Annotated in this window: 15 protein-coding genes; 3 read left to right on the top strand and 12 right to left on the bottom strand. The window is 46.9% G+C overall.

The window, feature by feature from the left end; all coding sequences use genetic code 11:
• Positions 1-19 precede the first annotated feature (19 nt).
• The 3 genes from BK120_RS06345 to BK120_RS06335 form a co-directional block, all read right to left on the bottom strand.
• Positions 20-784: a DUF3891 family protein gene (locus BK120_RS06345; RefSeq protein ID WP_076266661.1), complete on the bottom strand. Its 765-nt coding sequence runs from the start codon at positions 782-784 to the stop codon at positions 20-22.
• A 58-nt stretch (positions 785-842) separates the two neighbouring features.
• Positions 843-1,145 (bottom strand): chorismate mutase, encoded by a 303-nt coding sequence (locus BK120_RS06340; protein WP_076266660.1) that lies wholly within the window; start codon positions 1,143-1,145, stop codon positions 843-845.
• 171 nt (positions 1,146-1,316) lie between these two features.
• Positions 1,317-2,624 carry a family 4 glycosyl hydrolase gene (locus BK120_RS06335; protein ID WP_076266659.1) on the bottom strand — a complete coding sequence of 436 codons (1,308 nt, stop codon included), beginning with the start codon at positions 2,622-2,624 and terminating at the stop codon, positions 1,317-1,319.
• Positions 2,625-2,691: 67 nt separating this feature from the next.
• On the opposite strand from BK120_RS06335, the gene BK120_RS06330 reads away from it, so the two are divergent.
• On the top strand, positions 2,692-3,672 hold the full coding sequence (locus BK120_RS06330; protein ID WP_076266658.1) for a helix-turn-helix domain-containing protein: 981 nt from the start codon (positions 2,692-2,694) through the stop codon (positions 3,670-3,672).
• Here BK120_RS06330 and BK120_RS06325 read toward each other — a convergent pair.
• From BK120_RS06325 to BK120_RS06285, 9 genes are all read right to left on the bottom strand, one after another.
• A complete protein-coding gene (locus BK120_RS06325) occupies positions 3,659-5,275 on the bottom strand; it encodes an alpha-amylase family protein (protein ID WP_218639582.1) in 1,617 nt (538 codons plus the stop codon). The genes BK120_RS06330 and BK120_RS06325 overlap by 14 nt on opposite strands.
• A 203-nt stretch (positions 5,276-5,478) precedes the next feature.
• Positions 5,479-6,570 carry an LLM class flavin-dependent oxidoreductase gene (locus BK120_RS06320; protein ID WP_256710826.1) on the bottom strand — a complete coding sequence of 364 codons (1,092 nt, stop codon included), beginning with the start codon at positions 6,568-6,570 and terminating at the stop codon, positions 5,479-5,481.
• A gap of 199 nt (positions 6,571-6,769) precedes the next feature.
• Positions 6,770-8,767 carry a beta-galactosidase gene (locus tag BK120_RS06315; protein WP_076266657.1) on the bottom strand — a complete coding sequence of 666 codons (1,998 nt, stop codon included), beginning with the start codon at positions 8,765-8,767 and terminating at the stop codon, positions 6,770-6,772.
• Positions 8,764-9,591 carry a carbohydrate ABC transporter permease gene (locus BK120_RS06310; RefSeq protein WP_076266656.1) on the bottom strand — a complete coding sequence of 276 codons (828 nt, stop codon included), beginning with the start codon at positions 9,589-9,591 and terminating at the stop codon, positions 8,764-8,766. The genes BK120_RS06315 and BK120_RS06310 overlap by 4 nt, the downstream gene beginning before the upstream one ends.
• The gene (locus BK120_RS06305; RefSeq protein WP_076266655.1) at positions 9,588-10,472 is read right to left on the bottom strand and encodes a carbohydrate ABC transporter permease; all 885 of its coding nucleotides are present in this window, start codon (positions 10,470-10,472) and stop codon (positions 9,588-9,590) included. Before BK120_RS06305 ends, BK120_RS06310 begins: the two co-directional genes overlap by 4 nt.
• 194 nt (positions 10,473-10,666) lie before the next feature.
• A complete protein-coding gene (locus BK120_RS06300; protein ID WP_076266654.1) occupies positions 10,667-11,962 on the bottom strand; it encodes an ABC transporter substrate-binding protein in 1,296 nt (431 codons plus the stop codon).
• A gap of 101 nt (positions 11,963-12,063) precedes the next feature.
• Positions 12,064-13,125 carry a response regulator transcription factor gene (locus BK120_RS06295; RefSeq protein WP_076266653.1) on the bottom strand — a complete coding sequence of 354 codons (1,062 nt, stop codon included), beginning with the start codon at positions 13,123-13,125 and terminating at the stop codon, positions 12,064-12,066.
• Entirely contained in the window at positions 13,118-14,896 is a 1,779-nt protein-coding gene (locus BK120_RS06290) for a sensor histidine kinase (RefSeq protein WP_076266652.1), read from the bottom strand. Before BK120_RS06290 ends, BK120_RS06295 begins: the two co-directional genes overlap by 8 nt.
• Before the next feature lie 95 nt (positions 14,897-14,991).
• Positions 14,992-16,329, bottom strand: a complete 1,338-nt coding sequence (locus BK120_RS06285; RefSeq protein ID WP_076266651.1) for a glycoside hydrolase family 30 protein — start codon at positions 16,327-16,329, stop codon at positions 14,992-14,994.
• A 215-nt stretch (positions 16,330-16,544) separates the two neighbouring features.
• On the opposite strand from BK120_RS06285, the gene BK120_RS06280 reads away from it, so the two are divergent.
• On the top strand, positions 16,545-23,252 hold the full coding sequence (locus tag BK120_RS06280; RefSeq protein WP_083681674.1) for a DUF7507 domain-containing protein: 6,708 nt from the start codon (positions 16,545-16,547) through the stop codon (positions 23,250-23,252).
• Between the two features lie 23 nt (positions 23,253-23,275).
• Positions 23,276-24,928: a DUF11 domain-containing protein gene (locus BK120_RS06275; protein ID WP_179089757.1), complete on the top strand. Its 1,653-nt coding sequence runs from the start codon at positions 23,276-23,278 to the stop codon at positions 24,926-24,928.
• Positions 24,929-25,020 lie beyond the last annotated feature (92 nt).

The following is a 25,020-nucleotide window of genomic DNA, read 5'->3' as shown; positions in this document are numbered from 1 at the left end:
TCCTTCTTTCTAGCGACGACTATTCCAATGGCTCTTGCTGAAAACGAATCTTATGCTCAAGCAGCTCTGCACGCTGATAAGCTTCTGCGATCCCATAAACAGCTATGTCCGCCTTGCTTACTTCTTTATAAGATAATGAAGTCTCCACCTCATGTTTGAAAGGGAATGGATGCAATTGGATGATCGTTTCATCCTTCCAATCCGCTATTAATGAGGTTTGCCCCGTACGGTCGAACCAATAGGGAAACCCATCAGCAAACCATTCATATTGATTTCGAGGCGTTCCCGGCTGCTCCATACATACAAACAGCGACAGCTCATCACAAAGCAGCAGCGCTTTCGCATGAAGCTGAAGCAGGCTAACATCCAGCTGCAGTCGCTCGATGATCGCGCTTTGTCTTGCAAATTCACGTTCTACAAACGTAATCGTATCCTCATTTCTGAATCTTTCAGCAAGCGTCGTATACAAAATGCTGCCAAGCAAAGCGGCGTATTCGCTCGTTTTCTGAACATGATCCAAACCTTTAGAATAGAAGAAAAAGCGGATGTTGCCTGGAAAATCGCGGAACGAAAACGGCATATTTGCTGCATCATTCCAAAGCGGGATACGGTCCAAATCAATCCAGCTGCTGTCATGCTCATATGCAGCGTAAGCTAATTCATCTTTTCGTTCCTCACTATGAAATAACTGGCTCTGCCAGGCAGAAACAAGATCTCCGGATATTCTCGCATGATCATGTTGTGCGATCAATATGAATGCGTCTTCCTTCTCATATAAAATCATCGTTTCCATCCCTTTCTTCGTCACACAGTAATTGATTGATATTGTATTTCTATATCAGCTAATCACGAGTGTTCAGCGCGTAAACCTGCTCAATCTCCTTATGCCGTGAAATAACAACGTCCATTAAACATCTATAAATCGAAGCTGCTGTCTCTGGATTTAAATCATGGCTGCTCGCAAGTTTCTTTATTTTATCAAATTGTTTGGCTTCACGGCTCAGGTCTTGTGCAGCGAGATGATTTGCTGCTTTGTACATACCCACTTCTTCCGTTAATTGAAACCGCCTTGCAAGCAAGGAAATGATGTCGTGATCGATTTGATCGATCGCTTGTCTTAATTCATCTAGTCTAGAAACTTCCATGCGTCTCTCCCTTAAATATTTTTCCTATAATTGTACCATCTCCATCACCCAGCGGCTATGTGCATTCGCATTTATCGGATGTAAGCCCCAGAACAATAAAAAGAAGAGCCGCCTAATTTCTAAAGAGCAGCTCCCCTGTGAACATTTCTATCGTTCTATTTCGCGAAGACATTACAAATGAAACTGTGGCAGTAAATCAGCATGGCTTTCGAGCATCTGCTCCAAAGCTTGATAAGCAGCCTCTTTATTTTCAATAGCCGGATCGGCGTCTATCGCTTTCTTCGCAATAGAGACATTGCCCGTCACTGCTGCTTCAACAACAAGCTCATGAACATCCGAAATCGCGCGGCACAATTGAAGCAGCGGCTCTGGGAAAGCTGGAACCTCTACCGGATGAATCATGCCGCCTGATACGGTTACAGGTATTTCTACGATTCGCTCTGAGGGCAGACCCGGTATTGCTCCATCATTCTTAACGTTCAAAATATCAATCTGAAGGTCGCTGGCCGTATACAACGCTTGAGCAAGCGCTACTGGATGCTCCCAGCTGCCATGGTCAAATAAACGATCATAATGCATTTTGCCTGCACCAATCTGCTTCAGCTCTTCCAAGCGTCTGCTGCGTTCTTCGAATGATCCATGATATGGAGGCGCTGTCGTGTAATGAATGTCCTCTTGATAAGGAAGATATTCCGCATGATGGTCAACGTGTCCAGCCGCGACTGCTCCATACTCGCTCAGCCATCGCTTAGAGATGCGAAGCTCGCGCTGCGTCTCTTCATCTTGATCAGACCAGTTCTCCTCTTCAATATAGTGAATAAGCTTAGGCAGAAGATCCTCACCCGTGCGGCTATCTTTTATTTCCATCACCCATGCAAAGTGATTAAGTCCAGCAGTTACGATAGATAGCTCAGAGGCCGATTTGCCAAGCAGCTTTGGCAGGAATGTGTAGCCCTCAGCACCCCTATACGCAATATTGCAAAATCCAGCTATGCGAATCGATGAATAACGTGCTGCTGCCGTTACGACACGAGGCATTGGATTCGTTACATCCAGAATCCACGCCTGCGGGCACAGCTCCTCCATATCACGGCAAATATCCATAATCAGCGTAATGGACCGGAATGCATTCATTAAGCCCCCCATGCCTCCACATTCCCTTGCTTGATCCGCCATCCCCAATGCATGTAATATATCAAAATCGATTTGCCAACGGCGTGCACCTTGAACCGAGGCGGATACGATAACAAAGTCCGCACCTATTAGCGCTTCTCTTCTGTTTACCGTTGCAGTCGCAAGCATATCTACCTCTAACTGCCTTGCTATTTCTCTTGCAGCTGCTGCCATCCCTTCAGCCGCATCCAGATTTGGATCAACAAGGACAAGCTCACAGCCTGCAAGCCTCTCCTTTACAATAATATCTTCGAGTACCGTTGGTGCAAATACGAAGCTTCCTCCACCTATCAATACAATTTTCACGATAGTCTCATTCCTCTCGGTTGTCTTTGGATTGCTATTGTTGAGCGGTAAGAGAGATAATAAAGGTATGAATAATTCCGTTTACAAAGGAGCTATGATGAGCAATCTGAGTCCTGCCCTCAACCAATCATTTCCTAATTATAAAGAACAGCTTATCCTATACGGCATGCGCACGTTCGAAGCCGGCCAAGGTCCTGTATGCGATTTACATCTGCATCATCGGATGCTGGAGATCAATATTGTCCTAACAGGCGATCAAATCGCTCGTATTGGAAATGAAAGTTTCACACAGCATGAAGGTGATATTATTCTCATTCCCCCCATGAAGCTGCATGACTTTATTGTTCCCGAGCAGCAGTCGATGCACGGTTTTGTCATTCATTTGCAAAATGTGGACAGCAAGCTGCTCTACGCCTTTCGAGCTTGCGGAGAGTATTTATTTGCGAGAGATCATCCGCTCAATGAGCGCCTGAATCCGCTGCTAAAAGCACTTATTTCATGCTTGCAGCAGAATCCTTCTGCTCACCGCGTCTTTATGCTTTGTAATGAAATGCTGGTGCATTTGGAGGAGTTCGTGCAGAGCGAAGCCTTGCTCTCCATCAATGAACCAAATGAGCAGCCGCTTGCTGATCGGATCGCGAGGGAAATTGAGGCGCTCATCAGCACCTTCAATGAACTCGGTACAGATTCCTCAACGAGCAACTGGCTTGAAACCATTGCAGCCAAAACAGGCATTAGCCGCAGACATGCCGGCCGTTTGTTTCAACAAGCGTACGGCATGTCGCCTCGTCAATATTTATCAATCATTAGACAGCAGGAGGCCATGCATATGCTTGTCATGCGAAACATACCGCTTGAAGTGATCGCATTCCGAATCGGATTCGAGAATGTGCAAAGCTTTATTAGGCAGTTCGCCAAATGGACTGGATTAACGCCTGGCGCCTATCGGAGACAGCATAAATCAACGATAAGCTATTTGACGCCGCTTGAGGTGGAACCTCATGCTGGTCATTTATCCAACCACGTTCCTTCTGCTACCTCAGAATAATTTCAGGACGCTCATTCAATTGTACGCCGCGTTCAGCATACCAATTGAAATGCCGCTCCTCTCCGGCTATCTGCCAACGGGACGGGCAGCGATCATCAAGCCAGTCCAGCGGTTCAGCCGGCGGCAGCGGTTTAGACGCTCGTTCGAACGCTTTGCGAATCGCTGCTTCCTGTTCCGCGCCAACCGCCTTTGGATCTGCAGAAATGAACAGCGGTGTGCCGCTTTCGGACAATAGCTCCAGCCACTGCTTGTTCAAATGCCAAGGGACATCGTCGGTCAAGCCAACACAATCCGCATCAGCCGCAAAAAAAGTGTCATGCTGCGGCATGCGGAAAGCAAGCGTGTTGACACCCATTTTACGTGTACGCTCCCATTCCTTACCGCTCGTATCGTCACCGGTCCGCTGAATTTCAACCAAGCCCGCTGCTAAGTGCCCTACTGTATTACAGCCAATAATTAAACTGTCCGCTGAAGCTTCTGCAATCTTCTTATACAAAGCGACAATAATTTCCGCCGTCGTCTTCGTGCGATCAGCAAAAGCTAAACCATGATTACTCATCGATGCGCCCATTTCAAAGCCCCATTTGGCAAAAATATCGAAAGTGGAAAAATCATGCTTAATCAGTTCATAACCCCAATCGTGCAGCTTGCGAATTTCATTGCCCACATAGTCAAGCACATCAGGAACGCTTGGGTCCAAATAGATGCTGCCCGCATTGTGGCCACCATATCTTCTCCAATGATTTGGCACACTGTTTGCGACTAATAGCGGTCTGCACCAAATGCCAGGACGAACCCCGATTCCTTTCATATCGCTGGCCAGCTGCTGCATATCAGAAAACTGATAATTGGGTTCCCAAGGCCCACCATTGCAGCTGCCCCCGCCGCTGCAGAGCTGCCAACCGTCATCAATAACCATAAACGGACGGTTATCGACCGAAGAAGACCAATCTGACACGCGCTCCGAATCAGCGATTATCTCTGCTGTCGAGCTATTCCCATAGGCATAATACCAGTTGTTTCCCCCATACACAGGTTGTGAAGGCAGGATCGGCTGCTTGCACATCTGTTCGCAAAACGCCGTTGCTGCACGAAATGCCGATTCGCCTTCCGCACCTTCTCTCGTTACAATGACCGCAGCCTCGAGCGTTCGATCACCAAGCAGCACTCCCGCTTCACCGCAGCGAACATCAAGTGTCAGGCTGATTCCGCCTGCATCCGCTTGCCAGTAACAAAAGGAGCTTGTACCGGTCTCTACGCCATAACCATGCGTGCGTCCCCCTTCTGACAACAGGAAATACCATGGCATTTCACGTTCAGCAACTAACCCCCGCCATTCCAAATCACCGTAGCCTCGTTCCCATTGATCACCCAGAACACGCATGCCCCCGCTGACCAGTTCTCGCTGCCATCTCAGATGAAGCCGCCTAACTGGCGTCTGGCCTGCACTTAATCGAACGGCCATACGATTAGCCATCGTTTCAAATGAAATAACGGTTTCGCCTGCATACCATTCTCGTGAACGGAATGACGCGCGAACCCATCCCTCTTCCCACTCCACTTCAACATTGTCCGGATTGGTTAATAGATCTAAAAACTCCATCGTGAGCGCCTCCCGTATTTGAACATCGTTCTATAAAACCGAGTATAGTATTCGCTGCCAGCAATTTGAATAACGAAATGAGTCGTATCACGAATAAATAATGAACCAAATGGGACATCCAATAACATAAAAAAAGACTGCCGCCGCCACATCATGGCATTGAACAGTCTTTATATTCACGATTAATCTAGCTTAGCTGCCTTTTATTTGTTCAGTTCTCTGCGTACAACCGGCGCAACCTTCGTCGCCAGCAGCTCAATGGAAGCCGCTACCTTTGAGAACGGAATGCCGCCAATATCAAACTGAGCCATGAAGCGCTGATGACCGAATAGCTCATGCTGCGCCAATATTTTCTCAACAAGCATTTCCGGGCTGCCAACAGCCAGCGCATTGATTGGGTTTGCCAATTGTTCGAATTGCTCGCGTGCCATCGACTCGCCCCTCTGCTTGCCTCCCATAAACTGGCTTACATAATGAGCATAATAAGGATAATATTCATCCTTCGCTTGCTCAGTCGAGTTGGCAATATATCCATGGCTTGTGATCGCTACTTTTAGATCTTCTTGTTTATAGCCTGCGCGAACACCAGCAGCACGATATACGTCTACAAGCGGTTTAAATCGAGCTGGATCTCCGCCAAGGATGGCAAGGGCCATTCCTAGACCATGGCTTCCTGCGAGTTCCGCGCTCTGAGGCGTACCTCCGACACCGACCCATACGGGCAGCTTCGCCTGCTCTGGACGAGGTGCAATCTCAGCATTCAGCAGCGGCGTTCTATATTTTCCATCCCAAGTGATATGCTCGGTTTCATTTAACTCAAGCAGCAGATTAAGCTTCTCCTGAAAGAGCTCCTTATAGCTCTCAAGCTCATACCCAAACAATGGAAATGACTCTATATACGCTCCTCGTCCCGCAATAATTTCCGCGCGTCCATCCGAGAGCAAATCAAGTGTAGCAAAATCCTCGAATACTCGAACTGGATCTGAGGTTCCAAGCACCGTCGTTGCGCTCGTTAACCGAATCCGCTTCGTCGCTTGTGCGATTGCAGCAAGCAGAACAGGTGGAGATGTAACAGCAAAGTCCAAGCGATGATGCTCACCCACTCCAAACACATCAATGCCCGCCTCATCTGCAAGCTTGGCAGCTGCGACGATTTCCTTCAAACGTTCTCTCGCATTTGGCGATACTCTACTGATAGGATCAGTACTTATATCGCCTAATGTGTAAATGCCAAATTCGAACACATCTGCTCGTTCCTTCGAAGGCTGAGCAACTTGTTGTATTTTCTCGTTGATTTCAAACACCGCTTTCCTATATTTATGTCCAAGGCAAAAGTATATATTTTGTTCGCCGACCTAGTTACTTTACGTAAGTAATGATACATAAGTTATTAAGTTGCGTCAAGATCAAGAGCATGAAGCCCGCCTAAATGTCTTACAAAGTACAAAAGAACCTTCAAAATCACAGTAAAAGTGATCGGAAGGTTCCTACTATTTAGGCTGATATGATGAGAAAGCCCCATGGTGCGAGCTCCAGCTGTTGTCCACTAGTAACTTTACTACCATTCAGCAGCTCAGTACCGTCCTGATGTTTATAGTCAAATGTAACGGCATCATCTGAGTAGTTGAAATAATATCGTATATTCTTTCCGCTACTATTCAAGCCTGATTTTACGATGATTGGAGAAACAAGCTCTTGCTCTGCGCCCCAAAGACCTGCATTCTGCAAAGCCCCGCATAGCACACGTCTTACAACAGCAGGACCAGGCAAGCATCCTATATAGGTAGCTGTTCCTTTTCCATAGTTATTTCTTGTAATTGCCGCATATTCACCCCACTGCGCATGATCATAAGAAGCCAGCACTTCAGCGGTTGTTGGCGTGATGAGCTCCATCCACGCTTCAACCTCTTTCGCCTCGTTACTCTGATCGATCAGCGGGCCTTTTAAACCGACATGATTTGGCGTTACGAACATGCTATAGGATATGCCGCAAGCTGCTTGTATGATACCGGGCTGCTGTGAAGTACGTACCTTAATGACCTCGTCGGCGAAGCCGCTTTTGAACGTATAAACGACATGTCCTCCGCTTCGTACGAATTCATTTAATCGCTCTAAACTCTCTGAAGGGGCAGCATAAAGCGCTGGTACGACAATCATCTTGTATTTATCCAAGTGGGCGCAGGTCGGCTGAATAAAATCGACCTCGACGTTAAGCTTGTACAATTCGTCATAGAGTGCGCGAACAACATCATTGTAGGTTTTGCCATCGGGAAGCTTAAACCATTCCATTGCGGATAAAGCCTCGTTGCTGACCATTACAGCCACTTGATTGTTTTTGCGCAAGTTGGCAAGATCCTCGCTCAGCCTAGCAAAATCCGCACCGATCGTTTTGGCTTCGTTATAAACAGGATTAGGCTGAAAATCATGGCTGAGCAGCCCCTTCCAATACGTTTCGAACGAATTGTGAATCGAATGCCAGTGCCAATACGCGACCATATTGGCGCCGGAAGCAAGGTGGCTGAACGCCTGCAAGCGCAATTGCCCGGGATATGGCGTCCAATGCGGAAAGGCCTGTGCCTGCGTTTCGAGCACTAAGTAATTATCGTTTTTGAGCGAACGTGTCATGTCGCCGCCAAATGAGATTTCGATGCCGGTTAAATCATTCTGCGAAGGATGATAAATATCGACGCCCGCAATATCAAAGGGCTCTGAAGCAGCAAAGTGATCAACGGAAGGCTGAACGCCAAATGAGTAGCCTCGCCATTCAAAATCAAAGTTTTGAGTTACAAATTGTCCCGGCTGCTTATATTCGTTCACGATAGAGACCTGCCATGCCAAAAACTCATTTACCAGCTTCCGCTGGAACTTCGCGAACTCCGCGCCTAAGCTGCCATTGATTGTGCCGATAACGGAAGGGAACTCCTCCCAGCTGTTGATGCGATTGCTCCAATAATCAAGCCCAAACAGCTGATTAACGACGTCCAGCGTTTCATAAGTATCCCTCATATATTTGACGAACTGCAGCTGGACATTTGGTCCCGCCGTATCATAATGTTTCGTTTCATTATCCGTCTGATAGCCAATCACGGCTGGATGTGTACTTACGCGGCTAATGAGCTTGCGGATGATTCGCTCTGAATAGAAAAGATAAGCAGCATTCGTAATATCCATAATTTGGCGAGCGCCGTATTTGCCTGGTCCGCGAGGGGTTACGGCAAGTACATCTGGGTGCTCCTTGACCATCCAAGCAGGCACGGCATAGGTTGGTGTGCCAACAATGACGGCGATACCGGCTTTGTACATCGCATCCAGTACTCTGTCTACGGATGAGAAGTCGAATACGCCGTTTTGCGGCTCATGTGTGCTCCATGTCGATTCCGCGATTCGAACCACGTTAATGCCTGCTTCCTTCATCATCCGAATATCCTCATCTAATCGCTCATAAGGCATATATTCGTCATAATAAGCGACGCCATATAACAGCTTATTCATCCTTTAACAGCCCCCTCGGCAATCCCATGCATAATAAACTTTTGGAAGAACGAGTAAATAATAATGACTGGAATCGCGGTCAGTACGAGCGCCGCCAAAATAAGCGACCATTCTTTGTTATACTCACCGAAGAGCGTGTTTGTCGATAAGATAAGCGTGTAATTGCTTACGTCCGTCAGCATGAGCAGCGGCAGCAGGAAATCATTCCAGATCCAGAGGAAATCTAAAATCGCTATCGTCACCGTAATCGGCACAAGCAGCGGGAAAATAATTTTAAAGAACGTTTGATATTCATTGCAACCATCAATTTGCGCCGCCTCCTCCAGCTCCTTAGGGATAGACTTCACGAAGCCATGATACAGAAAGATCGCCATATTGACGCCGAGTCCAATATATATGATTGCAAGCCCATACGTACTGCCTTGAACAGACAAGGCTTTGGCCATTCTAGTCAATGGAATCATAATCGAATGAAACGGCACAAGCATGGAAGCGATAAACAGGAAAAAAATCAAATTGCTTATCTTTCCGCTCGTACGTGACAGCTTATAGCCAGCAAGCGATGCACAAAAGACGATACCGCCGATGCCGAGCACCGAAATAATGATCGAGTTGAGTGTGCTGCCCAGCAAGTTGATTTGATGAAAAGCATTTACATAATTATCGAATTGAATCTTTGATGGCAGCGAGACGAACGATTTGAACATCTCACCTTGTGTCTTAAACGAGTTAATAACCGCCAAGTAAATCGGGAAAAAAGAGATCGCAGCCCCAATCGACAGGAAAATGGTAATAAGGAGGGAGGTTGATTTATTCTGTCTCATGCTTCCACCTCTCTTTTCTTCATGACACGAATTTGGATAAATGTGAAGATGAGAATAATCACGAATAGAATGACCGATTTTGCGCTGGCATAACCATATCGGAAGTTGTTTGAGAAGGCTTCCTCATAAATGTTCATCGTAATAACCTGCGTGCTTCGCCCTGGTCCTCCGCCTGTCAAGCCATATACAACCTCGAACACTTTAAACGCGCCGTTTAGCGTAAGGAAGAAACAGATCGTAATCGCATGTGAAATCATCGGCAGCGTCACATTGCGAAACGTTTGGAAAGCGGTAGCGCCATCGATAACAGCTGCTTCCTTCAAGCTTTGAGGCACACCTTGCAGTCCTGCCAAATAAATGATCATCATATAGCCGACGCCGTTCCAGAGGGAAACGGTCAGAATCGAGAAGAAGCTTACTTTTGGATCACCGATCCAAGCTTGATCTAGAAACGTAAGCGCTGTCTTTTCTGCCAGCTGAGGAAGCACCTGCGCGAATACAAATGTCCACATAAATGCGCTGATAATCGTGCTTATCATGTTAGGCATGAAGAAAATGGTACGGAAGAAACCTTTGCTTTTGCGGCGTGATTCAATAAATACAGCCAGCAGCAGCGCAAAAACATTTTGCAGCACAACCATGAACAGCACATACTTCAAGGTGAACAATAACGAACCGACAAAATCGGGATCGTCTCTAAGCGCTTCAATAAAGTTGCCCAATCCAATAAAGTCATAGTCACGATTCAAGCCATTCCAATCCGTGAAGCTGTAAAACATTCCGCCGAGCGTTGGAATCAGCAGGAAGATCGCGTACAAAATAAAAGCGGGCGCGACAAACGTAAATAACGAGATGTATTTTTTGTAGCTCTTGATCGGCACAGTATCCGCCCCTCTCCTATGTGTCTTTACTGAGCAAAAGCGTCTTCGGCGTTCTTTAGACGCTGAGTAGCTTTGACGGTGAAATATAAGATAAGCATGAGAAAATGATACACTCTCTTATTTTTTAAAATCGGGATGAAGCGAAGCAGAATGCAGAATCTCCTTGTCTCCCCTTCATCCCGAGCATGTGCTGTTTATTTATTTACCTTGTTGTACGATTTCCAAGCTTTATCAAGTGCTTTGAGTACGTCATCTTGCGATAATTGACCGGCATAATACGCTTGCAGCCCTTTGCCCACTTCATCCTTCACGGATTGAGGAATAGCTGGGTCTTGATAAGACTTGCCTTCTTTCACATAAGCTGTTGCATCATTAACCCATGGATAGCTCTCATACGTATGCACGGTGGAGATTGGGTTGAATTTAAGCGCTTGGAAGAAAGCATTTGAAGCAGTGTCATCCAGAATGTAGTTGATGAAATCCAGCGCGACTTCCTTGTTTTTTGTGCTCTTAGAAACAGCAAGAGAAGTCGAAGCACTTAGGTTAATAAGAGTCGCATCTGGATTGTCATTGATTGGCAGAGGTGCTACACCAAAATCAAGATCCGGATTGGATTTAAGAATTGTTTCTGCGTACCACGGCCCTTGCAGCCACATTGCGCCTTTGCCTGCTGCAAACGCTGCTGCGCCATCATCGCCGCCCACTTCTGTCGCTTTTTCCGTTCCGTTCGCATTGATAAGATCAAAGATGTCGAACATTGCTTTTAGCTCTGTAAAGGAGCCTTCATCCTTATTCATCCGTTCGATGAAATCAGCATCCTCCGTATTGATAAGTGCGCCCGCTGCGAGCGGCAGCACGAGCTGTGGAATCCAAGCTTCCTTATATGAAAGCACAAAAGGCGTTACCTTATTCGCTTTCAGCTTCTCGACAACCGCTTTCATTTCTGTCAGCGTTTTTGGAGGTGTAATGCCAAGATCCGTAAAGATCTTTTTGTTGTACAAGTAGCCCCAAGACAAGGTTTCCAGAGGAACGGCTACGACTTTACCATCTGTCGTTGTAACTGAAGGTTTAACGCTGTCCAGCAGCTTGCCGACAAAAGGCTGATCGGATAAATCCTCTAAGTAACCTGCTTTGTAGTAAGAAGGAATTTCGTTAATGGCATGAAGCGCGAAAATATCAGGTGCATCATTGGAGGCAAGGCGCGTCTTCAAAATTTGCGCCGCATTATCGGCTGTCGGCATTTCGAGCTGTACCGACACGTCGATGTTTTTCTCAGCTTTTTCCTTGGCTACGAAGTCAGCAATATATTTATCGTAATGCTCTTTAAAACGAGGCTGAGCAATGAACATTTTCAGCTTTACGCTCCTAACTTCACCGCCGCCGCTTGCTGCCCCATCTGTGCTGCCAGCATTATTTGTATTGCTGCCGCAGCCAGCTAACAGTGTTGTCGCGAGCATCGTAACGAGTAAGCCTTTAACTATTTTTTTCATCTCATTTGACCTCCCAGAAGCTTGTTTTGTTTACGCTTTCATTGTATCTAAAAAATGAAAGCGTTTAATTGGACAGAATTAGACTCTTTCGTTGGACATTTTTAAACCTCGCTGCTCTTCCTCATTTCACCTGGCGCGATGCCAAAATGTTTCTTGAACACACGATAAAAATAGGTGATATCCTCGTAACCCGCCATTTCCGCAATCGCTTTAATAGGAATGCTCTCATCCATCAGCCACTCTTTTGCCTTCACCATGCGTAGGTGCAGCATATAATCCGTGACATTGCGTCCATATTCCTGCTTGAACACTTTACTCAAATATTCCTTGCTCACAAAAAAAGCTCTAGCGAGCTGCTCCAGCGTAACCGGCTCCGTATAATGTTTCTCCATATACAGCCTAACTTCATCCAAATTCAATTTGTTTTTAAATTTGCGCTGCTGAATAAGCTGCCCTAGTGTAGTCAAATAATGATGGGTAAGAAAAGCAGCTGTATTCTCACTTGACTGGGTGATTTCATGACCATACGGCGCATGCAGCGAGTCGCTGTCTTGTGAATTAGCATTCATTAATTCCTTAAGCAGCAGAAGCAGCTCTTGTACAACCTGCTCCAGCATGACCGCTTTTGTAATTCCGCTCTGCTCAAGCTCCTTCATCATTTGATCAAGCGTTGTCTTAACGCCATCTGTATTCAGCTCATTGAAACGCAACTTTAAAAGCTTCTTATACGATGCCAATGTATATGAAATATCAAGATCAAGTGATATTGTTCCACGCTCCATTTGAACAGCTTCAAGCCCGCTTTTGCAATTTTGCAGCGCCGTATTTAGTTCTTTCGGATCAACTGGTTTAAGCAGATAATCCATCGCCTTGAAGCGAAGCGCATGTTTGGCATATTGAAAATCATCATACCCGCTGACGACGATCGTCTTAATTGCTGGAAACTGGTCATTAAGCTGCTGCAGCAGCGCAGCGCCATCTGTTCCGGGCATCCGCATATCCGTAATGACAATATGAGGCTGCAAAACCTCCATCATTCGAAGCGCTTCTGTACCGTCCTCTGCTTCTCCTACAATTTCCATGCCGAGGCTTTCCCATTCTCCGAACGCTTTGATGATGTCTCTTGCCCAGCTCTCATCATCCACAATGAATACTTTAAGCATGCTGATCTCCCCCTGCTATTGGAATCGAGACGGTGACCGTCGTTCCCGCTCCTAACTCGCTTTCAATCGTAATCCCATAGTCTGGGCCAAAATGCATTTGAATGCGGGACGCAACATTTTGAATGCCGATGCGATTGCCGTGCGTCCAAACCTGTCCGCTATGTTGGTGAAGCCGCTTTTGCAGGTCGGCAAGCTTATCCTCGCGTATGCCGACGCCATTGTCACGGATTCGAATTCGAACTTTATCATGCTCACGCGCTACGCTCACGCTAAGCTCCCAATGACCTGATTTATTTTCTAGTCCATGGAAAAAAGCATTTTCAACAATTGGCTGAAGCGTCAGCTTCGGAATAGGAGAAAGCATCATGGACTCGTCCATTTCCGTGTGATAAGTAAGCTTGGAGTAAAAACGCTGCTTCTGGATAAGCATATAATTGTTTAAATGATCGATTTCTGCTTTTAAAGAGGCGAGATCGTTCGGATCGCGAATGACATATCGAAACATATCGCTAAGCGATCGAATGATTTCGTAGCTCTCCGCAGGTTTTTTCGTAAAGAGCATGCTGCCGATCATTTGAAGTGTATTTTGCAAAAAATGCGGATTGATTTGCGCTTGGAGCGCTTTAAGCTCCGCGGTTTTTTTCTCTAGATTGATGCTGTATTCCGTTTTAATATGCTCTCTAATGCGGTATGACATGTTGTAAAGCTTCGTTTCAAGCAAGCCGATTTCATCTACGCGGTTGCTTTGAGGCAGCTCTGTTTCCTTGATGATGCCAAGGCCCTGCATCGATCTTGCGAGCGTAACAATTGGCGTGGCCGTCCGCCATGCTAACAAAATAGCAATCAAAATCGACAGCACGATAGAAATTGCGCCTACGATAAGGCCAAATCGCATCGTCGATTGCGCGCTCTTATTAATAAAGCTGGTCGGAATAATCGTAATCAGCTTCAAGCCGACGGGATCAATCGTGTTATAGAAGACGTACGCCTTCGACATGCGGAAATAACCTTGATCCTCTGTTGTTTCCTTGATCCGCAGCATAATGTTATCCGAGGGGCGCTCTCCGAAACGTTGATAAAGCACATTTCCGTCTTCGCTCGCGATCAGAACCTGATGATCCTTGCCGCGACCTATCAAATCGAGCGTCTGATCAAGCATCGACCAGCGAATTTTAAGCGAGATACCGCCTAGCTTCTCCCGATTCTCAAAACGGTTAATGCTCCGAATCAATTGAAAGTGACCTTCATCCCCATTATTAGATTGAATAAGAAAATCTTTATTTTCCTCAAATAGCTGCTTATAAGGAGAAGGGATCGTAGGCGAGGTTTCCAAATCATATTGATTTCCGCTTATGGTAAACAGTTTCCGCGGCTCTTTCAAAAACAGCTCGACGCCGATGACATGATTTCCTGCGGAATAAAACAAATTGCTCAGCGTATCCATAATATTTTTTTGAGCGGCAAATTGGTTAATGAGCAGCGAACCCTCTGTGCTTGCCAAATAATCACTAAGATGAGGGCTGATGAGAACGGAATAAACGAGATTGTTCAATTGCGAGAACTGCTCGCCCAAGTAGACGCCAGTCCACTTCATATTGGATAAATTCGTTCCGATAACTTCCGCTTCCATCGACTTTCGGTTGTTTTCGGCGGCCAAGGCAGTAACCGCTATAATCGGAATAACGGATAAAAAAATCATCGTAAAAATCAATTTATTCCGAATACTGCGCCGGAAGGGCTCTGTCAGTATACGGATTAGCTTGGCCAACATTTGCTCTCTCGCCTCCCGCTTCTCTTCTAGCTATTGTGTGCAAAAAACTAACGCCCCATCGATTGCTGGCGTTAGTTTATATGCTTTCATCATCCTCATGGAATGACGATCGTATGAAAGGATTCCGGTTCCAGCTCGAGCAGCTGGAGTTTGGAGCCGACGGACAGACGCAGCTCCCTTTTTTCCTTGAATGGATTCGTTAAGACGATGATGCGTGTGCCGTCTGGCTTCTCGAAAGCAATTGCATTGCCTGTCCATGGACCCTTCAGCCCTATTCTTCGATCATCAGGCGAAGTGAAATGGGCAAAGTGCTTCATCACATAATACTCCGGATTACGGATGGCAAGCTGCTTTTCCTTGTCTACGGTCAGCATTGCATTTTGCTCCCAGCCCCATGTGCTGCGGCCCTTTGGCTCCAGCACCATGTTCCAGTAAATATAAGCGTTCACGCCGTTCGTAAAATAATGATGATAGAGATTAAACACATATCTTGCATAGAACCAACTGTTTTCACCGTCACCGCATTCATTTTCCGTTTGCATATAACGAAGCTCAGGATAGCTTTGAACGGTGCGCTGCAAAGCATGCTTGCCCGCCCATTGATAGCCCACGCCCTTCACATATTTATAAGCTTCAGGGTCGCTTAGCACCGTATTGGCATACGCATCAAAATCAGTTGCCTTCTTCTTCAGCCATTCATCCCATGCCTCCGGCGCATTAATTGTGCCAAGCCATATTTCTGTATCGAGTCCATGGCTCTCGAAGGCAGGTCCCAAATATTCACGTATAAATTCACGAAGCTGCTCGCCCGTCCATACGCAGGAAGGAAACTTTTGATCCGCAACCACCTCATTTTGAACATGAACCTGGTGAATCGTAATGCCTTCTGCCTTGTATGCCTCAACAAACTTTACGAAATAGAGCGCGTACGCTTCTAAAATTTCTTTCTCCCAGCGCAGCGTGCCGTAATTGTACGCCTTCGGAAATTTCATCCAGGTCGGAGGGCTCCACGGAGAGGCGAACAGCTTCAATTCAGGATTGAGTTTTAGCGCTTCCTTAATATAAGGAATCAAATGTTGTTGATCACGGGCAATGGAGAAATGCTCCATACTTAAGTCTCCGTCTGTTTCGTTTAAGCTATACCATTCCAGTGCATAATCGCTAGCGCCTATCGGAAGCCTGCAAATACTGAATTTATGCTCGCCTTCGGGATGAAAGAGCGCATGCATCACTTGACTGCGTTCTTCCTCCGGCAGATGCTGCAGAGCAGCAAAACCAAGCTCGTTAAAGCAGCCTCCAAACCCTTCTAGCCGCTGAAAGCTCTCACCTGAGAATGTCAGATTATGATGTCCATTACCGGCTTCCTCTATCGTTTTATTGAACCATCGCTTGGTTTCCGTGCTTGCAAACCATTGTATCTGTTTCTCTCTCATCACCGCAAACCTCACTTTTTGAAAGCGTTTTTATCATTATATCTTGTAAATGAAAGCGTTTAATTGGACGAAATTAGACTCTATTCTTGGACGATATTAAACCAACGCAACAGAGCGCAAAAACTATATTTTAAGAAGACAAACAAAATAGTGGCTAAAGTCTCATAAACTAAGCAATACATTCATTTTTACAACAAAATTAGCTTTTGAAGGGGGTGAATACGATACCTCTGGTCGTCCGATCAACATTAAACGCAACCGGCGCCATTACATTTACCGGGAATACGCTGGGTCTCAGCCGCTCAGATGTTGCTGGAACCCCAGGTACTTCAGACAGTATAGGCGCTTTCAGCACTACGAATACAGCAGCTCGGTACGGCACGTACCCGCTTGGAACGACGAGCAACTATTTGGAAAATAGTTCTGCCGCCGTTCTCGTTCTCCCCACTGGAAGCACTGTACTTTATGCAGAGCTTATTTGGGGCGGCACTTATGTCAATGGAACCGTTAATCTAACCGCAGCCATTAACAATCCCGTTACGTTTATTACACCGCTGGGAACCTCAAGCATCACTCCTGATGCAGCAACAAGCAATACGTTCGATTTGGGGGGAGGCGCACTTGGCTATACTCGTTCAGCCAATGTCACCTCGCTTGTGCTGGCGGCTGGCGCGGGTACCTATATAACAGGCGGCGTAGTCGGAACGATTGTTATTCCCGGCGATTCAACTGCTAACCATGCTGGCTGGACCCTCGCCGTCATTTATCAGAATCCTTCACTTCCGTTTCGCAACATGTCGCTTCGAGTTGGAGCTATTTTGGTTCAAAGCACTTCGGCAGCGGTCAATACGACAATAACCGGATTTGCCACGCCGATCTCGGGAGCCTTAGGCGGCAGGGCGTTGTTTAGCGCTCAGGAAGGAGATGCAAACCGAACAGGTGATCAGGCGTTGTTTGGCCCGACGGCAGCTAGCTTAGTAGCTCTATCTGGCACAAACAATTTCGCGAACAATTTTTTCGCCTCACAAATTAACAATGATTCCGGTGCATTAAACACAACTGGAACTTTCGGGGACCGCAATCAAACAAATGGCACACCCGGCACGAACATCATTGGCGGTCGGCAGGGCTGGGATATTACGAATGTTGATATTTCCGCTAGGCTGACGAACAACCAGAGCTCAGCCGTTTTGTCGCTTACAACTTCCGGAGATGCTTATGTATTAAACGCAAATGCCATCCAAGTCAATATAAATGCGCCCGTTATCAATGTAACGCTAAGCGAGAATGCAACAGGGCCTACCATCGGCGACATCATCACCTTTACGGTCACGGTCAGCAACTCAGGGACAGCAAACGCAGCCAGTATCGTCTTAACCGATACTTTGCCTGCTGGCGTTGCGTTCGTACCAGGCAGCGTCGTTGTAGGCGGCGTCTCAAAACCGACGTTCGACATAAGAACCGGAGCACCGCTTGGCTCATTAAATCTGGCAACCTCCATCACCGTTACCTATCAAGCAACTGTAACCTCCTTGCCAAGCACAGCTCAGCTTTCAAGCACAGCCAATGCGGCCTTTACGTTTCAAAGTATAGCCGGCGGTTCCATTATTACGGGTGTCATTCCATCCAATACAGTCACTATCCCTGTTTACGCTCCTAATTTATCCATTGTAAAAAGTGCGAGCACACAGAACGCAACGGTTGGTAATCAAGTCGTCTATACGCTGCTCGTAGCGAATACCGGTAGTTCAGCAGCCATTGTCAACCTGACGGACAACATCCCTGCGGGAACTTCATTTATACCGAATAGTTTCCGTGTCAACGGAATCGTTGTAGCAGGTGCGAATCCTTCTGCGGGAGTAGCCATTGGAACGATTGCAGCTGGGGGATCGTCAACAATCACGTTTCAAGTGCAAGTAAATGTTTTGCCATCTCCACCTCAGCTTGTGAATCAGGCATCAGCCACCTATACGTATCAAATACCTGATGGAAGAATCTTTTCCGGCTCATTAACTTCAAATACGGTAACAGTTCCTGTAAGACTTCCAAATGTTGTTGTCACGAAGAGCGCTAGCTTAACCGACATCGCCGTAGGTGAAACATTAACCTATTCCTTAGTCGTCACGAACAGCGGCATCGAATCCGTCACCAATGTCACATTGGGTGACACCATTCCTGTTGGAGCGGAATTCACCTCTGGGAGCGTAATTGTAGCTGGCGTATCCAAACCAACAGCAAATCCCGCGAGCGGCATCAGTTTAGGAACCATTGCGCCAAGCAGCTCTGTCACCGTTACTTTTGCAATTCGCGCGACTGCTATTCCTAGCTCAGGTACATTTGTTAATCAGGCTTCGGTATCCTACAGCTCTGGCGTTTTCACAGGTCTCTCACTGTCTGGCAGCGTGACAACGCCTGTATATCAACCCATCATCAGCATTACAAAAAACGGTACGCCTACGAACGCTACTGTTGGAGGAACAATAACCTATTCATTCAGCGTAAAAAACAGTGGAAATATTGCTGCCCAAGTGACCTTAACGGATAATATCCCAACCGGCTCATCCTTTGTGCCAAACAGTGTCATCGTTAATGGAACAGCACTTCCCGGCAGCAGTCCCGTTACAGGCATTTCACTTGGCGCTTTGCCTCCTTCCGGCGTATCAAGCGTCTCATTTCAAATCTTGTTAAACTCGCTTCCGTCGCCGCCATCTTTAGTCAATCAAGCCTCAGGCTTATATACCTATCAGTTGCCTAGCGGCAGAAGCTTAAGTGGGAGCAGCAGCTCCAATACAATCACGCTCACTGCCCAAGCGCCAAACGTCACAATTACCAAAGCTGTCAACGCCACCGCAGCTGCTATAGGTGACATTTTGACGTTTACGATTGTCGCTGTGAATAACAGCGTCGTACCCGTTACAAATGTCAACATCTCCGACACATTGACCAACAGCGCAGCTTTCATTGCAGGAAGCGCAACAATTAACGGGGTAGCAACAACTGCAAACCCGAATGTCGGCATATCTATCGGCACCATTAATCCATCTGCCAGCGTAACTATCGTATTTCAGGCACAAGTAACATCGCTGCCCGATCCCGCTGTCATATCTAATCGTGCGGCCATCAGCTATACATCAGGTTCATTTACAGGATCATCGTTATCCGAAACGATTCAAATTCCGGTGTACCAGCCCATCATATCTATTGTTAAGCTTGCAAGCACTCAAAATGCAACGATAGGCGACACTTATACTTATACATTAAGAGTTCAAAACAGCGGTAATATTGGCGCTACAGTAAACGTAACGGATAATATCCCAGCCGGCGCTGTTTTCGATACAAACAGCGTGCTCATAAATTCAGTACCCTTTCCCGGATTAAACCCTGTAACAGGGATTCCCATCGGGAATGTACTGCCAGGGAGCATGACAGAAATCAGCTTTGTCGTGACGGTTGCAACACTGCCTTCACCTCAATTTCTCGTCAACCAAGCAAGTGCACCCTACAATTACTCACTGCCGGACGGTCGTCAATTAAATGGTGCATCGGCTTCTAATACCGTATCAATACCTCTGTCACTGCCCAACGTAACTTTAGTGAAATCTGCAGCACCAACCTCCGTCGTTGTAGGCGATACCTTTACCTATACCTCCATTGTAACCAACAACGGTATTGCTCCTGTTAACCATGTCGTAGTTAACGATCCTTTGGCCGATAATATTGCCTTTATTAGCAATAGCGTGTTCATTAACGGCACTCCCCGGGCGGATTCAGCTCCATCCACCGGTATCCCAATCGGTACCCTCGCCCCTGGCGGTTCGGCTACCGTAACTTTTGAGGTGAGAGTAACGATGGCAGTCCCAACGCAAATAACGAATCAATCAACCGTAAGTTTTACATCAGGTGCATTCTCAGCTTCATCCTCGTCTAATACGACAACAACTCCTGTAACTCAGCCGCAAATTTCTTTGCAATTAAGCGCAAATACAAGCAATGCTACGCTTGGAGACACTGTTACTTATACTGTACTTGTAAGCAATACTGGGAATCTTGAGGGAATACTCACGTTGACTGATGCACTTCCGGCTGGAACAACGTTTGCGCCAAACAGCGTCGTCGTTGGCGGCGTTCCGCATCCTGGAGAATCGCCTGCAACCGGCATTAGTGTGGGAAGCGTTTTGCCTGGTGTGCCGATAACTGTTACCTATTCGACTGTAATTACAACACTTCCAAACCCGCAGGTCCTTGTGAATCAAGCCATAGGAGCTTATACATTTACACCGCCAGATGGAAGGCTTCTGAATGGCTCCACACAATCAAACGTATTGTCTGTTCCTGTTTCTGCACCTAACGTTGCGGTCGTCAAAAGCACAACGACGGTCGATGCTGCACTTGGAGACATCATTACTTATTCAGTTGCCGTAACAAACAGCGGCATTGAATCGATCAATAATGTTGTACTTACAGATCCTGTACCGGACGGAGCAACATACGTTGCCGGCAGCTTGACGATAAACGGCAATCCCGCACCTGGTGTGCCTGCATCGGGAATTGCCCTTGGATTAATCCCTTCATCCAATACGGTAACCGTGTCGTTCAAGCTCAGCGTTACTTCTATTCCAGTCTCCGGGCAAATCGGAAACCAAGCAAATATTACCTTTACATCCGGTGTATTCTCGGGCATGACGATGTCCAACGTCGTTAATACCCCTGTCTATCAGCCCGTAATCTCACTCGTTAAAAGTGCAAATTCTATTAACGCCACACTTGGGGACACCGTCAGCTACCGAATCGACGTCAGCAATACAGGAAATTATGCTGGGAATGTAACATTGACTGACAATATCCCGCTCGGTGCAATCTTCGAGCCCAATAGTGTCCTAGTGGGAGGGCAGCCTCAGCCAGGTGCCGACCCTGTAACAGGCATCAACATTGGTGCTGTTGCTCCTAATGCAACAGTGTCCGTTACCTTCTCGGTCATCATCGATTCCCTGCCGAATCCGCAGCAGCTTTCAAACCAAGCTCTTGCAAGCTTTGCATTTGTTCTGCCAAGCGGCCGCCCGCTTAGCGGCAGCTCAAGCTCCAACACCGTCGTAATTTCTGTATCTGCACCTAATGTCAGTGTTGTCAAAAGCACAACTTCAACAGCCGTAGCAATTGGCGATATCGTCACCTATTCTATAAACATTCTCAATAGCGGCATCGCAGCGGTAAATAATATTATTTTTACAGACCCATTGCCGGTCGGAAGTGCTTTAGTTCCAGGCAGCGTATTGGTAGACGGAGTGCCAAGACCAACGGCCAACCCCGCAACCGGCGTAGCTATAGGGACGATCGTGCAAGGCACTACCGTTGTAGTATCCTTCAACGTATCCGTCATTTCTTTACCCGCTTCTGGACAGCTTAGCAATCGTTCATCTGTCAGCTTTACATCAGGTGTATTCTCGGGTGTCACTTTCTCGAACACAGTGATCATTCCTGTCTATCAGCCGATACTAACAGGAACCAAAAGTGGAAACACAAGCAATGCGACGATTGGTGACACCGTTGTCTATACGATTGCAATTCAAAATACCGGCAATTATCCCGGTAACGTTACCTTAACGGATACGATTCCAGCTGGCACAAGTCTTGTCCAGAACAGTGTCATCGTAAATGGCCAGCTCGTGCCAGGTGCAGATCCGGCAGCAGGAATATCGCTTGGCAGCGTCACAACTACGGCAAGCGTCACTTTTTCGGTAGTCATCAATGCGCTTCCGCAAAATCAGCAGCTTGTGAACCAAGCGTCCGCTACCTACAGCTTCTTGCTGCCAGATGGCCGCACCTTAGGCGGCTCATTTAGTACAAACGCCTTGTCCATTCCTGTATCTGCACCTAATGTTGCCGTTGTGAAGAGCACCACTGTTACCGATGCGGTCGTAGGTGACACGATAACCTATCGAATTGCAGTTACGAACAACGGCATTGAGAATATTAATAATGTGCTGGTGGTCGATCCCTTGTCCCCTGGATCATCCTTTCAGGCTGGAAGCGTCTTAATTGATGGTGTTCCTAGACCAGCAGCTAACCCGTCCCTTGGCATCTTAGTCGGGTTGATCGCGCCTAGCGTTACGGTGTTGGTTGATTTCAGCGTACTAGTAACGTCGCTTTCAGATTCCGGCACGCTCAGCAATAGAGCTACCGTAAGCTTTACGTCGGGTGCTTTTTCAGGAAATACGTTTTCCAACACGATCGTTACACCAATTTATCAGCCTATTCTTGCACTTGGCAAATCTGCCGATACCGCAAATGCGACTGTCGGAGACACAGTAACTTATTCACTGACCATCACGAATACGGGCAATATTGCCGTGCAGGCATCCGTATTTGATACGATTCCAACTGGTGCCGCCTTTGTGCCAAACAGTGTGCTAATCAATGGCGTACCGCAGCCTGGCGCTAATCCGGCGACTGGTGTTCCTGTTGGCACCGTTTCGCCTGGCGCATCCGTTAGCATCCTGATTTCACTGCAGGTAACGGTAGATGCACTACCTTCGCCGCAGCTGCTCGTAAACCAAGCAACAGCCAACTTCTCCTACGTACCGCCGGATGGCCGTGTGCTGACCGGAACTATTTTATCGAATGTATTGTCTATTCCTGTGTCTTCTCCAAATGTGTCTGTCGTGAAGAGCGCATCTTCCATTGATGCTGTTGTAGGCGATACCATTACCTATACTATAACGGTGTCCAACAATGGCATTGAATCCGTCAATAACGTCATACTCATCGACCCTACCCCAGCAGGAACAACGTTTACGACGGGCAGTGTCACTGTAGATGGTTCACCGCGGCCAACAGCTAATCCCAATAATGGCATTACCATTGGCACCATTGCTGCTGGAGGCAGCTCAACCGTTACATTCAATGTGCTGGTTGTTACACTATGAGCCCGCTTCCTGGCGGTAATCCAATGGTTCAAAATCAATCGCTTGTTCAGTTTGCCTCAGGAAGCGCAGAGCTGGTGACCTACTCCAACACGGTCAATACCGCATTAATAGGGACTCGTATCGTACTCGAGAAAAAAGCCTATGAAAGCGAGGTTACTCTTGGCAGCACGATAACCTACAATATCACGGCAACGAACACGGGAAACACTGCCGGCAGCGTCATACTTACCGACAAGCTGCCGGAAGGAACTTCATTTGTCGCGAACAGCGTAATATTGAACGGAACACCCATGCCTGGCGCTAACCCAAACAACGGTATTGCAATTGGAAATATGATGCCGCAAGCGCAAGCACAAATCATATTTCAACTCATTGTCGTTTCCATTCCAAGCAGCCTTCAGCTAGTTAACCAAGCGCAGGCAGATGCCGAATTTCGAACAGCAGAAGGACGAATTATCACGAGTATTACCCACTCGAACACGCTCGTTACACCAGTTAATGAGGTATCGCTATCTGCCCGACTTAGCGCAAGCACCGAACAAACCTTTGTCTCAGAGCATGTAACCTATGAACTTACAATTGTTAATGACGGCAACCTTAGTCTCCGAGAGGCAGTCGCTTCCTTCGATCTGCCTCTCGGTATCCTTTTTGTACCCGGCAGCGTGACAATCAATGCTGTTATTTCACCAAGCGCTGACCCGAATGCAGGTATCCCGCTCGGCACTATTAGACCACAATCAACCATCGTTATCACCTATCGCGCGCAAACGACGGAGGATGCAGCCTCTATATCTATCAGCAAAGCGATCGTTCGTTATCAAATTTCCGGCACGCCGGATTATACACAATCAAATGAGGTCGCCGTTATCCTTATCCAGCCTGAGATCAGCGTTAATAAGCAAGTAGATCCGCTTGTCGCTGTCCCAGGTGATGTCTTGCATTACTCGATCTACATTGATAATGCCAGTAATGTTGCCGTTGATGCCGTGATGGATGACACTTTGCCTGCTGGCACATTCTTTGTACCAAACAGCCTGAAGTTAAATAACCATTCGATGCCAGGCGTGTTTATTGAAGATGGCATTAATCTCGGTACGCTGCTCGGGCAATCACAAAACAGGATAACCTTTGATGCCCAAATCCCTTTACAACTTGCCACTGTTGCACCATTAACGAACACTGCATCGGTTGTCTACACTTTTCGGCTCTCAGACGGAAGAATAGTTAGCAATTCCGCGATCTCAAATGCTGCAATAACAGAAGTGGCTGCTCCTATTATTCAGCTTACAGCAGAGATCACTCCGCCTATTGTGGAGTATGGCGATACAATAACCATCGTTTCAACGCTTATAAATAAAGGGAACTTGCCAGCTTTCGTTTCATTTACAAGCGAGTTTCCATATGGCGTAGATTTATTGCCGAAAACGTTCCGTGTGGATGGAGCTCGACTAAGCCCCATTGATTATGACGGCAACCAAACTTGGCAGCTTGGAATTATACTACCCGGAGCAACACTTGAAATCATTTATTCTGCTATCGTTACGGACGCAATCGCTTCTGATGAAATCGTAGGTTATGTCAAAGCGAAATTCTCCTATGAGGTAAGCGGACAAAGCTACACTGGCGAGGCTCTATCCAATTCATTAGCAGTTGCTGTACTTGGGGATGACGAGTGAAACAAAGAAACAAATAAGGGGCTGTCTCAAAAGTCATTTTGCGATTTTTTGAGCACTACTTAGAACTTATTTTCATCGAGAAAAAGGACCTC

It is taken from the genome of Paenibacillus sp. FSL A5-0031 (genome assembly GCF_001956295.1).
Classification (GTDB): Bacteria; Bacillota; Bacilli; order Paenibacillales; family Paenibacillaceae; genus Pristimantibacillus.
This window is presented reverse-complemented; position numbering and strand designations above follow the sequence as displayed.